This is a genomic window from Flavobacterium zhoui, assembly GCF_042787235.1.
Lineage (GTDB): Bacteria > Bacteroidota > Bacteroidia > Flavobacteriales > Flavobacteriaceae > Flavobacterium > Flavobacterium zhoui.
On the sequence record NZ_JBHZPY010000011.1, the window covers coordinates 51,414 to 64,121 of the forward strand.

Annotated in this window: 13 protein-coding genes; 5 read left to right on the plus strand and 8 right to left on the minus strand. The window is 33.9% G+C overall.

Features of this window, described 5'->3' with window-relative positions; translation table 11 throughout:
* Window position 1 precedes the first annotated feature (1 nt).
* Entirely contained in the window at window positions 2-1,447 is a 1,446-nt protein-coding gene (locus ACFX5F_RS12545; RefSeq protein WP_379852352.1) for a SusD/RagB family nutrient-binding outer membrane lipoprotein, read from the plus strand.
* A gap of 287 nt (window positions 1,448-1,734) precedes the next feature.
* Window positions 1,735-2,469, plus strand: a complete 735-nt coding sequence (gene rlmB, locus ACFX5F_RS12550; RefSeq protein WP_035668140.1) for a 23S rRNA (guanosine(2251)-2'-O)-methyltransferase RlmB — start codon at window positions 1,735-1,737, stop codon at window positions 2,467-2,469.
* Window positions 2,470-2,521: 52 nt separating this feature from the next.
* Here rlmB and ACFX5F_RS12555 read toward each other — a convergent pair whose 3' ends face one another.
* Window positions 2,522-3,301: a rhomboid family intramembrane serine protease gene (locus tag ACFX5F_RS12555; protein WP_379852353.1), complete on the minus strand. Its 780-nt coding sequence runs from the start codon at window positions 3,299-3,301 to the stop codon at window positions 2,522-2,524.
* Window positions 3,302-3,552: 251 nt separating this feature from the next.
* On the opposite strand from ACFX5F_RS12555, the gene ACFX5F_RS12560 reads away from it, so the two are divergent.
* Complete coding sequence (locus ACFX5F_RS12560; RefSeq protein ID WP_379852354.1) at window positions 3,553-4,830, plus strand: replication-associated recombination protein A; 1,278 nt, start codon at window positions 3,553-3,555, stop codon at window positions 4,828-4,830.
* A 46-nt stretch (window positions 4,831-4,876) separates the two neighbouring features.
* Here ACFX5F_RS12560 and ACFX5F_RS12565 read toward each other — a convergent pair whose 3' ends face one another.
* Genes ACFX5F_RS12565 through ACFX5F_RS12590 form a run of 6 tightly spaced genes read right to left on the minus strand, consistent with a single transcriptional unit; the run spans window position 4,877 to window position 9,606 of the window.
* Window positions 4,877-5,620: a hypothetical protein gene (locus tag ACFX5F_RS12565; RefSeq protein WP_379852355.1), complete on the minus strand. Its 744-nt coding sequence runs from the start codon at window positions 5,618-5,620 to the stop codon at window positions 4,877-4,879.
* A gap of 2 nt (window positions 5,621-5,622) precedes the next feature.
* The gene (locus tag ACFX5F_RS12570) at window positions 5,623-6,312 is read right to left on the minus strand and encodes a YjjG family noncanonical pyrimidine nucleotidase (RefSeq protein WP_379852356.1); all 690 of its coding nucleotides are present in this window, start codon (window positions 6,310-6,312) and stop codon (window positions 5,623-5,625) included.
* Between the two features lie 10 nt (window positions 6,313-6,322).
* Entirely contained in the window at window positions 6,323-7,018 is a 696-nt protein-coding gene (gene radC, locus ACFX5F_RS12575) for a RadC family protein (RefSeq protein WP_379852357.1), read from the minus strand.
* A gap of 11 nt (window positions 7,019-7,029) precedes the next feature.
* Window positions 7,030-7,488 carry a GNAT family N-acetyltransferase gene (locus ACFX5F_RS12580; protein WP_379852358.1) on the minus strand — a complete coding sequence of 153 codons (459 nt, stop codon included), beginning with the start codon at window positions 7,486-7,488 and terminating at the stop codon, window positions 7,030-7,032.
* Window positions 7,489-7,495: 7 nt separating this feature from the next.
* The gene (locus tag ACFX5F_RS12585) at window positions 7,496-8,851 is read right to left on the minus strand and encodes a UDP-N-acetylmuramate--L-alanine ligase (protein ID WP_379852359.1); all 1,356 of its coding nucleotides are present in this window, start codon (window positions 8,849-8,851) and stop codon (window positions 7,496-7,498) included.
* A 59-nt stretch (window positions 8,852-8,910) separates the two neighbouring features.
* Window positions 8,911-9,606, minus strand: coding sequence for a tetratricopeptide repeat protein (locus ACFX5F_RS12590; RefSeq protein WP_379852360.1), 696 nt, complete (start codon window positions 9,604-9,606; stop codon window positions 8,911-8,913).
* Between the two features lie 134 nt (window positions 9,607-9,740).
* On the opposite strand from ACFX5F_RS12590, the gene ACFX5F_RS12595 reads away from it, so the two are divergent.
* Both ACFX5F_RS12595 and ACFX5F_RS12600 read left to right on the plus strand, forming a co-directional pair.
* Window positions 9,741-10,556 carry a UDP-2,3-diacylglucosamine diphosphatase gene (locus tag ACFX5F_RS12595; protein WP_379852361.1) on the plus strand — a complete coding sequence of 272 codons (816 nt, stop codon included), beginning with the start codon at window positions 9,741-9,743 and terminating at the stop codon, window positions 10,554-10,556.
* Window positions 10,557-10,606: 50 nt separating this feature from the next.
* The gene (locus tag ACFX5F_RS12600; protein ID WP_379852362.1) at window positions 10,607-11,599 is read left to right on the plus strand and encodes a glycosyltransferase family protein; all 993 of its coding nucleotides are present in this window, start codon (window positions 10,607-10,609) and stop codon (window positions 11,597-11,599) included.
* A gap of 59 nt (window positions 11,600-11,658) precedes the next feature.
* Here the strand turns inward: ACFX5F_RS12600 and obgE are convergent, their stop codons facing one another.
* Window positions 11,659-12,660: a GTPase ObgE gene (gene obgE, locus ACFX5F_RS12605; RefSeq protein WP_379852363.1), complete on the minus strand. Its 1,002-nt coding sequence runs from the start codon at window positions 12,658-12,660 to the stop codon at window positions 11,659-11,661.
* Window positions 12,661-12,708 lie beyond the last annotated feature (48 nt).

Here is a 12,708-nt window from a genome sequence, read left to right on the forward strand (position 1 = left end):
CATGAAAAATATTTTTATAAAAACAGCAAGTCTATGCCTTCTGCTTACAACCTTGTCTAGTTGTACGGATTATGTGAACGACATAAATGTAGATCCTGATAATATAACAGACTCTAATGCAAGCAATATGTTTCAAGGAATTCTTCTGGCTAATCAGTTTTTTCAAACAAGTGGAAATACCAGAGACGTTATGATCTGGTTAAATCAAGCTAATGGAGAAGATCGCCAATACCAAGCCTTAAATAACTGGAATGCTTCAACAGCTTCCTCATTTGATGATAGTTGGAACAATGCTTACGTAAATTGTATTACTCAGGCTAAAATCACGGAATTAAAAGCCGGAAATGAAGCAAACCCTAGATTAAAAGGTGCTGCTCAAGTTATTGAAGCCCATTGCATGGGGACTGTTATTTCTTTATGGGGAGACGCTCCTTATTCAGAGGTAGATATTACAGGAAACAATTTAACTCCTAAATATGATGCTCAAGCAGCTGTTTACACTAGTGTACAAAAACTATTGGATGATGCTATTGTAAACCTTACTAAAACTACCGGAAAAGGAATTCCTAGTGATAAAGATATTTACTATAGCGGAGATCAGGGTAAATGGCTACAATTAGCCTACTCACTTAAAGCTAGGTTCTACCTTCATGTGAAAGATTATCCTAAAGCAAAAACAAATGCTTTATTAGGTATTAACAATGCTGATGGCGATTTCAAAACAGTATTCGGAAATTCATATGGTCAAAGTTTCAATCCATTTTATTCTTTCTTAGTTTACGATAGAGACAGTTACATGTCTGGCGATAGTTATGCTGCACGTCTATTAGACCCATCTGCTGCATTATATAGAGGAAATGCGAAAACAGATGAATCTGCAAGATACGCTTTCACTTATAATACAGAATATTTTTCCCCATATGGTTTAAATATTTATGGTGGAGATTATGGAGGTACAAATGGTAAATTTGGAAGTGATTCTCCAATGCCAATGGTTACCTATGGAGAAATGCTTTTAATTATTGCTGAAGTTGATGCCAGAACATCGTTTGCAGCTGGTTTACCATCGTATAATAATTATAGAGGAATGTTAAACACCGGTTATTCTATTGGTATAGATAATTCAGGGTATGATGGAGAGGGTTTCTCTTATGCAGCCTATAACATATTAGATTTTACTTCAGGAGGAATAGAAAACCCAGCAGCCCTTACGAATCAAGATGCTTTATTGAGAGAAATATTTCAAGAAAGGTATATTTATTTTATGGGGAATTATGAAAGTTTAAATGATTTTGGTAGATCAAATAATTTGGCTGTTATTCAGTTAAAACCAGGTTATGCAGGAACTCCACAGCGTTTATTATATCCACAAGTAGAGATTAACTCAAACCCAAATACACCAAATCCTATTCCAACAATTGTGACTAAGACACCAGTTCATAATTAATCAGAAAATTTAAATTGTAAAAAACCATCCCATTTTTTGGGAGGGCACTGAAAAAGTATCGCTTTTCAAAAAACCATAAAAAAAATCGGATAAATAAAGCTTTAATTTTATTTATCCGATTTTTTTCATTCAAATTTAATTTTCAAAGATTTATAGCGTCTTATAATAGCCAAAAGAAGCTAAAAACACTACGTTTTATCTTTTTTTTGATTATTTTCACTTTGGTCGTTCAAGGGACTTTTTCAGTGCCCTCTTTTTTGGGATGGTTTTTTTTGTATATTTGCGCCATGGAAAAAGAACACCAAATATTTGGGATAAGAGCAATAATTGAAGCTATACAAGCAGGCGCAACAGTAGACAAAGTCTATATTCAAAAGGAAGCGAGCAGCGAACTGATGAAAGACTTGATGAAAGTAATGAAGCGAGGTAATATTAACTTCTCGTATGTTCCGGTTGAAAAACTAAACAGGCTTACCCCTAATAACCATCAAGGTGCTGTAGCAACTATCTCTCCTATCTCTTTTTTCGATTTAGAATCTTTGATAGAATCTGTTATTGAAAACGGAAAAAAACCTTTATTTCTAATATTAGATCAAATATCTGATGCACGTAATTTTGGAGCAATCATTAGAACAGCTGAATGTACAGGTGTAAATGGTATCATTGTCCAAAAAGCAGGCTCAGCGCCAGTAAACGGAGATACCGTAAAAACTTCTGCTGGAGCCGTTTTTAATATTCCAATTTGTAAAGTAGAACATATTAAGGACGCTATTTTTCTTTTGCAAGCAAGCGGAATTAAGACAGTTGCAGCGACCGAAAAAACAGATCAAAATATATATGACATCTCATTAAACGAACCTGTAGCAATCATTATGGGATCAGAGGATCGTGGTGTCAATCCATCTGTACTTAAAATTGTAGATGAAAAAGCAAAACTGCCCATGTTTGGAACGATTGGTTCTTTAAATGTATCAGTGGCTTGTGGTGCTTTTCTATATGAAGCGGTGAGACAAAGAAGTTAATCCCGTCTTCTGCCTACCACAGGACAACTGCCCTAATTAAATAAAAAATGAATCACGGCTCCGGTTTTGATTCATTTTTTTTGTCTAAAATTATTTTGTAATCCACTGGAAAATCCGAAGAATAATAGCTTGACAACCCCTCTGTTTGTTCAGGAGCAGGAAGATTTACAAAATTTCCATTGGCATCAAACCGTTGCATAAATTTATCTTCCGAAGGATTAAAATCCGGTTTTTCCCAGTCGTATTTAATTAACTTTCTATACTCTGGTGTTTTATAAAATAAAGACAAGATAAAACCTGTTATCAATCCAGCCAAATGACCCTCCCAAGAAATAGCTTTTCCACCTGAGATCTCGGGACTTGGAAAGACATACCAAACCAAACCACCATAAACGACAATTACAGCTAGAGACAAAGCTACCAAACGATAGTATTGTGTTTGTATACCTTTGAAAAAAACAAAACTAACCAACACATAAATCAAACCGCTTGCACCAATATGGTAATTGCCCCTACCTATAACCCAAGTAATAATTCCCGAAAGTAAAATTCCAAATCCTATAACTTTTACCGAGTGACTGGCATAAAAAAATTGCAAAGCAGCCAATAATATTAGCAGTGGAATTGAATTATTATATAAATGTTCAATATCACCATGGATAAAAGGACTAAATATCACACCTTGTAAACCAGAAAATTCTCTTGGATAAATCCCGTTTTCAACAAAATCAAAATCAAATCGTATTTCAAGCCAAAATACAAACCATAAGAATAGCACAAAAAAAAGCGGAAGCCCTATAACTTTATTGGTAAATTTAAAATGATTATCCATTGGTAACTTTAGGTTTAATATTCTTGATTATTTTAAAATCAAAAATTTGTCCAAAAGCAATTTAATGCTATTTTGTCAGACTAAAAATAAAAGTCCACTTTTAAATGCATACCCTAGCCCAGATGGAAACGGCATCCTTTTTATATCGTTTTCATTAACGAGATAAAAAGATAGAGTGGACAGCTGGAAATAGCTCCAAAAAAAATTAGAAACTCAAACAAGTTCAGTTTGAAAAATAGTAATTTTACAAAATGGAAGCACCACTTGCAGAACGCATTCGACCACAAAAATTAGAAGACTACATTAGTCAATCCCATTTGGTAGGACCAAGCGGCTCATTGACACAACAAATTACAAAAGGAATAATTCCTTCCTTGATTTTATGGGGACCACCTGGAACGGGAAAGACAACTTTGGCACAAATTATTGCGCAAGAATCAAAACGTCCTTTTTATATTTTGAGTGCCATCAATTCTGGTGTTAAAGATATTCGTGAGGTTATTGAAAAAGCAAAACAAAGTGGCGGACTGTTTACTGCAAAAAATCCAATCCTTTTTATAGACGAAATCCATAGGTTCAGTAAATCACAACAAGACTCACTATTGGCGGCTGTAGAAAAAGGATGGATTACTTTAATAGGCGCAACAACAGAAAATCCTAGTTTTGAAGTTATACCTGCCTTATTGTCTAGATGCCAAGTATATGTTTTGAATGCTTTTACTAAAGCTGATTTAGAGACTTTATTGCATCGTGCCTTAAAAACAGATACTTTTTTAGGAACAAAAAACATTAAACTTAAAGAAACAGAAGCGCTGCTGCGACTTTCTGGCGGCGATGGACGAAAGCTATTAAATATTTTTGAACTTGTCGTAAACGCGTCTGATGAAGACAAAATTATCATCACTAATGACAGAGTTTTTGAATTGGTCCAGCAAAACACCGTTTTATATGACAAAAGCGGTGAGCAACATTATGATATTGTTTCAGCTTTTATAAAATCAATTCGCGGAAGTGATCCAAATGGTGCCGTATATTGGTTAGCAAGAATGATTGAAGGTGGCGAGGATGTAAAATTTATAGCACGCCGTATGTTAATTCTTTCTAGTGAAGACATAGGAAATGCGAATCCTACCGCTTTTATTATGGCGAATAATACTTTTCAGGCAGTTACAACCATAGGTTATCCAGAAAGTAGAATTATACTGAGTCAATGTGCTATCTACTTAGCGACCTCTCCAAAAAGCAATGCTTCGTATTTAGCTATAGGAACCGCTCAACAACTCGTAAAACAAACTGGAGATTTACCGGTACCCATACATTTGCGCAATGCGCCCACAAAACTAATGAAGGAACTAGGATATGGTGACGATTATAAATATTCGCATGATTTTGCCAACAATTTTGCAGAACAAGAATTTTTGCCCGAAGCTGTCAGTAAAAAACCTTTGTATATACCAGGAAATAATTCCAGAGAAAATTCTATAAGAGAATTTCTTAAAAATCGTTGGAAAGATAAATATGGATATTAAAATTAGCTACGATGCACTAGAGTGCATCTCTACAAAAACAAACTATCTAAAATTTAACCTCTATTTTTTCTGAAATAAGAATATCGTTTTGATAATATTCAAAAAACCACTGATTGTCTTTTGCAACTAAAATACCCTGTGTGTTACCTTTTACAGCAATGTAACAATTGGCATTTGATGTTTTAAACACTTTCATTACCACTTTTGGCGAACTATCAACTAATTGAAAACCATTAGCTATAGGTTGAGCATAAACCACATTCGGATTATTTTGATCAATGCGATTAGTCTCATTACTACTTTTAGAAGGAATTGCAACTGGAACTGCAACTGTTGTTATTGCTTGTTGTGTATTTGCTACTCCCGTTCCATTATATTTATGATTTAAAGCCAATACCGATACAAATGCTTTGTTTAAAGCCTCTGTATAGGCGAGCTGAAAATCCTTTTCTTTACTTATTCCTGCTACCGATTGAAAAATAATTTTCTCGTTACAGTCCTTAAAAACGACATGAAGTTTTGTAGTCAAAAATGATTTTTCTTTTACTACATCAAAATATAGCAAACTACATCTGTTATTGAATTCACTACCAATTGTTTCATTAGTATAATAAGCATCAAACCCTGCCTTATTTAAATTAAACTTTGACAAAGTTGCCAGCCGGTATTGATTTTCTGTTTTAGTGAAATCAAATTTTAATGGAATTATCACCGATCTATAATCATTTACTGATTGCGAAAAACCGTAATGCCCAACCAATAGCAAAAAAATTAAAGTTGCTTTTTTCATACTTATAAGTAATTTTTTAATTCTAATAAATGATTTACTTGCTTAATATTTTGTTCCACTTGGACATTACTTCCATTAAAAAAAATCGCATCCAATCCGGCATCAAGAGCGCCCTGCACATCAGCCTCAAGGCAATCACCAATCATAATACTGCTTTCTTTTTTGGCTTTAGCCAAATCAAGCGCATATTCAAAAATAATAGGATTTGGTTTTTTTACCCCTGCCATTTCAGAATTGGTAATCGTCTGGAAATAATTTCCAATGTTAGAATTGCTTAGTTTTTTATATTGCACTTCGGCAAAACCATTAGTGATAATGTGAAGTTTATATTTATGCTTCAAATAGTCCAAAACCTCAAAAGCTCCGTCGAAAAGATGGTTGTTTTCAGGTAATAAGTGAATATATTCCTGCGCTATACTTTCAATCTGTTCCTCGGAAATGACATAGTTTAATGCATCAAAAGAATGTTTCAACCGATTATAACGCAATTCAGCATGCGTGATTTTATCATATTGATATAACTTCCAACAGGCCTGGTTTATTGGAACATATTTTTCAATGAAATCTTTCGTTTCAATTGTTGGATGATTTTTATTGAAAATAGCCTCAAATGTCAATTCAGAATTCCTATCAAAATCCCAAAGCGTATGATCTAAATCAAAGAAAACATCCCTTATATTCGTGTTGTTCATTTTTTATTTTCTAAAATATTCCTTCATCCACAAAACTAAAATAATTCGCTTCTATAATAATTAAATGGTCTAGAACTTTTATTTCCAAACTATCCCCCGCAATTTTCAACTTCTTAGTAATTTGTTTATCCGCTTCACTAGGTATCAATGTTCCTGAGGGATGATTGTGACATAATATTAATCCTGTTGCTCCCATTTCAAGTGCCGTTTTAAAAACCAATCTAACATCTACCAAAGTTCCAGTTATACCGCCTTTACTGAGTTGTGATTTTGAAATGACTTTGTTTGAATTATTCAAATATACAATCCAAAATTCCTCGTGTGGCAATTCACCAATAATAGGCTGCATGATTTCGAAAATTGTTTTACTGGAAGTAATTTTTGTTAGCTCAACAGCATCCTCTGACCTCCTCCGCCTCCCAAGTTCTAAAGCCGCTATAATCGAAATTGCTTTTGCTTCGCCGATTCCTTTAAAATTTGTCAATTGAGAAATAGATAATTTTCCTAACGCATTCAGATTATTATTGACACTTGCTAAAATCCTTTTACTCAAATCAACCGCCGATTCGTTCCGGCTTCCGGAGCCAATCAAAATAGCAATCAATTCTGCATCACTCAAAGCACTTTTGCCTTTTAGCATTAGTTTTTCTCGTGGCTTGTCATCTTCGGACCAATTGGTAATAGGAAAAAAGGAATTTTCGGCCATTCACTTATGATTTAAATTTGTTTCTGCATGCAAATACTATTTTTTAAACCTATATATGGCTCATAATTATCTATAATTGTATAGCCCATTTTCTGATATAATCCGATCGCTTCGTTTTGTTTACACAACGTTTCCAGTACAGAGCAAGAAAAACCAAGCTTATGTGCCCAAAGTTCCAACTCAAGTATTATTTTTTTTGCCAAGCCTAAGCCTCGTGCTTCTGGAGAGACAAACATACGCTTTAATTCAATCGTATTTTTATCATACTTCTTAAAACAACCGCAGGCAACTGCTTTGTCATCAAGATAAACAATAATAACATTAGGATTAAATTCAATTATATTATTTCTCCAATAATTTGTTTTTAATTCTGGATAACGAGTCCACAAACTCGCATCTAATGCCGTAATGAGAGAGCCTAAATCAGCATTCTCACTGGTTGTTTTAATAATTTCTATTTTGGTATTCATGCTATTTCTATTTCATCAATTCCTTCACTTCATCAAAATTCAATCCACCATAATTCCCGGAACTCATCAATAATAAAGCTGAATTATCAAGATTTAGGTTGAATAAATAGTTTTTAAAATCTTTTGGATTGGTATAAATAATTAAATCTTTTCTGTTGAATGCATTTGCTATTTGTTCATAAGTCACTTCTTCCAGCTGCTTAATTTTTACTGCATCTGGAGAATAGAAAACAACTGCTTTATCGGCATACTCTAATGCGCCTTCATATTCTTTTAAAAATTCAGCATTCAAGCTGCTATAGGTATGCAATTCTAAACAAGCCACTAAAGTTCTATTTGGATATTGCTCTTTTACAGCTCTTGTAGTTGCCGCCACTTTACTTGGTGAATGGGCAAAATCTTTATACGCCACTTTAGTTTTACTTTCAGCGATTTTTTCTAATCGCTTTGATGCGCCTTTAAAACTTGCAATTGCTTCGTAAAAATCAGCTTCATCAACGCCCATATTTTGGCAAATCCATTTGGCTCCAGCCAAATTATTAAGATTATGCGCTCCAAAAACTTCTATTGGCATGTCGCCTTCCGGAGTTTCGAGAAGTGTAACACCATCGTTTACGGTATATTTTGGGGTATGATACGCTAATTTTCGGATTGGATTTATAGCGGCTTCGGCAACACGTTTCACTTCGGAATCATCTACATTGTAAACTAAAATTCCACCATTGGTAATTTTACCAATAAAAATTTCAAACTGTTCCACATAATTTTCATACGTAGGAAAAACATTGATATGATCCCAAGCAATACCAGAAATTAAAGCAATATTCGGTTGGTACAAATGAAACTTTGGTCTTCTGTCTATTGGCGAAGACAAATACTCATCCCCTTCTAAAACGATAAAATCATTTTCTTCTGTAAGATGCACCATGGTATCGAATCCTTCCAATTGCGCTCCAACCATATAATCGACTGCTATATTATGGTAATGCATCACATGAAGAATCATTGAAGTTATGGTTGTTTTTCCGTGAGAACCACCTATAACTACCCGTGTTTTGTTTTTGGATTGTTCGTAAAGAAATTCAGGATAGGAATATATTTTCAATCCTAATTCTTGTGCTTTCAACAACTCTGGATTATCAGCTTTAGCATGCATACCTAGAATTACTGCTTCGATACCAGGTGTTATTTTTTCAGGGAACCAACCCAATTCTGCGGGTAAAATCCCTTTTTTATCTAATCTTGATTTTGATGGTTCAAAAATAGCATCATCACTTCCTGTAATTTGATATCCTTTATTGTGTAACGCTAAGGCCAGATTGTGCATGGCACTACCACCGATCGCTATAAAATGTGTACGCATTTTAGTTTATGGTTTATGGTTGTTGAATTCGAAAAAGTCAAAATTAGATTTTTGACTTATTATCCTTTTTTATTTTTATATTCTTCCAAAACTAATCTAGCTTTTTCAGGCTCATTCATTTTGTTTTTATACAAATTAGCCAATTTTTGATAGCTCATTTTTGAACCGCTTATGGCTATTGCTTTTTTAAATTGTACTTCGGCTGCAGTATACCTTCTAAAATACTCATCAATATGACCCCTTGACAGATATCCATCTACTAGTGAAAGTTTCATTAATTCATTAGAATACTTAACTGCTTTAGACTGGCTCCCACCAACAATTCCGGGCAACTGTATATACAACTCAATTAACGCCCAACGTGCCTCAATATGCTTTGGATTCAACGCAATTGCTTTTTCAAAAGAACCTCTAACCTCATCAATCATTCCAAGCGCTTTGAATTTATTGCCATTTATAGCTTTCATTCCAAGAACACCCCCATATTTATAATAATAATTGGCTTCTAAAGGCTTGAGTTGTTTTAGTTTTTTATAGTAACCAATCGCTGCATCCCAAGATTTATCTTTTCCGGCTATGTCTCCTAAATATTCAATGGTTTTTAAATCATGAGGATTAGTTTTTAAAATAGATTCAAAAATTAACTGTGCTTGATCAAATTTTTCTTCTTTGAATAGTTTTTCCCCCTTATCGAAATTGGATTGCGCCAAAATCATCAAAGGAAGTAATAAAAAAAAGTACACTGTTTTTTTCATCTTTCAAAAATAAGAAAATTTTAAAGTAATAAACATATTTTGTTCTGCTTATAAAAGCAACAAAATAAAAAGATATAATAATATTCCTAAAACGTTATCCTAACATAGAGGAATTACTTTAGTAAAAACTAATTATGAAAAAGAAACGACAAATTCCGCTGGTGGTCATAAGTGACATACACCTTGGCACATATGGATGTCATGCCAAAGAATTACTGCAATATCTAAAATCTATTCAACCAAAAACCTTGGTTTTAAATGGAGACATCATCGATATGTGGAGTTTCACTAAAAGTTATTTCCCTGCTTCTCACATGAATGTCTTGAGACAAATTATAAAAATGTCTAATCAAGGAACCCGCGTTATATATATCACCGGAAATCACGATGAAGCTTTACGGAAATACTCTGATTTTATTTTAGGGAATTTTGAATTGGCTGATAAATTAATTCTGGATTTAGACGGAAAGAAAACCTGGATTTTCCATGGGGATGTCTTTGACTCTTCTACGAAAGGCTACGCTAAAATATTAGCCAAACTGGGTGGAAAAGGATATGATTTATTGATTTTAATAAACAGTTTGATTAACTGGGTTTTAGTACTTTTAGGAAAAGAGAAAAGAAGCTATTCAAAAATGATTAAAGATAGTGTCAAGAAAGCAGTTTCGTTTGTGTCCAATTTTGAAACTACCGCTGCAGAAATAGCCATTCAAAAAAAATACAGTTATGTGATTTGCGGACATATTCACAAACCTCAAATGAAGGAAGTCCAAAACGAACACGGAAAAGTTATGTATTTAAACAGTGGAGATTGGGTTGAAAACCTCACCGCCTTAGAATACAAAAAAGAAAAGTGGAGCCTTTATCATTATAAAGCGGAACACTACAAGGACCATGACACCCTAGAGGAAAAAATAGTTCATGATATTGTCAACAAAATTCTTTTCTAAAAGCGCATTCAAAAAACAACAAGCATCCTTAAAAATCAAAATATAGAGTAATGAAAATATTTTATGCTATTCAAGCAACAGGTAATGGACATATCAGTAGAGCGATTCAATTGCACCCTTATTTACAAAAATTTGGTGAAGTTGATTTTTTTATGAGTGGCAACAATGCCAGTCTGGATGTCAATTTGCCTATAAAATTCAAAAGTAATGGCTGTAGCTTACATTACAGTAAATGTGGTGGTTTGAATTATTGGGATATTGCCAAAAACATTAAACCAAACCAAATATATAAAGATGCAAATTCTTTGCCACTAAAAAACTATGATGTAATCATCAATGATTTTGATTCGATTACTTCTCTGGCATGCAAATTACAAAAAGTGCATTCGCTTCAATTTGGTCATCAAGCCAGTTTTATATCCCCTTTGACTCCCAGACCAGAAAAAAAGAGCATTATGGGAGAAATTATTCTCAAACATTATGCACCTTCTCCTCAATATATTGGATTGCATTTTAACAAATACGACTCCTTTATACGACCGCCAATTATCAAAGATGAAATTGTAAATGCCGTACCTAAAAACAAAGGTCACATTACCGTTTATTTGCCTTCTTTTCAAAAAGAATGTTTAGAAAAAGCATTCAATAAACTGCCTAATTATTCCTTTCATTGGTTTTTGAATGATGTGAAAACCAAGCATACTATTAAAAACATAACGTATTTTCCCGTAAATCAAGATTACTTCAATAAAAGCCTCATAAATTGCGAAGGAATTATAACTGGTGGAGGATTTGAAACGCCAGCTGAGGCACTATATTTACAAAAAAAAATACTTTCTATACCTATTCGTAAGCACTATGAACAAGAATGCAATGCAGCGGCGCTCAAAAAAATGGGTGTACCAGTTCTTTATGATGTGGGTGATGATTTTTATTTGATGATAGAAAACTGGCTCGATTCCAATATAAAATATCCAAAAATACAAGCGAACAATATTCCTGAAACCTTGCAATTTTTATTTGACACTTATGATCCAAACTGAATCATGAAAAATAAAAGGTGCCCTTTTCAGAGCACCTTTTAGTATAAAATTATAAAGTGTTAGTCATTCAACATTTTCCATAATTTGTCTTTCAATTCGGTCAAACCTTGTTGAGCAACCGAAGAGATAAACATGTAAGGGATATCTTTGAAAGCAACGTCTAATTCCACTTTTAATTCTGCTTTCAACCCATCATCGAGCATGTCGCATTTTGAAATCACTAATAAACGCTCTTTGTCAAGCATTTCTGGATTGTATTTTGTCAATTCGTTTACTAAAATATCATATTCCGCTTTTATATCTGGCGTATCCACGGGAACTAAAAACAATAATGTTGAATTACGTTCAATATGACGTAAGAAATAATGTCCGAGACCTTTTCCTTCGGCAGCACCTTCAATGATTCCAGGAATATCAGCAATTACAAAAGATTGAAAATCTCTGTACGCTACGATTCCAAGATTGGGTTTTAAGGTTGTAAAAGGATAATCTGCAATTTTTGGTTTAGCAGAAGTCAGTACAGACAACAATGTTGATTTTCCTGCATTGGGAAAACCTACCAAACCGACATCGGCCAAAACTTTCAATTCTAAAATCACATCCATTTCAGCTCCAGGCAAACCCGGTTGAGAATATCTAGGAGTTTGATTCGTTGAGCTTCTAAAATGCCAGTTTCCTAAACCGCCTTTACCTCCTCTGGAAAGAATTTGTTTTTCGCCATCATCGGTGATTTCAAACAAAATTTCTCCGGTTTCTTTGTCTTTTACAACAGTTCCTAATGGCACTTCAATAAATTTATCATCTCCATCAGCACCAGTACTTCTGTCCCCACTTCCATCACCGCCATTACCGGCTTTAATATGTCGGGCAAATTTAAGATGAAATAGAGTCCAAAGACCTTTGTTACCCACTAAATAAACGTGTCCACCACGACCACCATCACCACCATCAGGACCACCTTTTTCAATAAATTTTTCTCTATGCAAATGCGTAGATCCTTTTCCCCCTTTTCCGGAAGAAACATATATTTTAACGTAATCTACAAAATTCCCTTCAGTCATCTTTTCTAATATTCAATTTCAACTATAGTTTCAGTACTCATTTTGAGT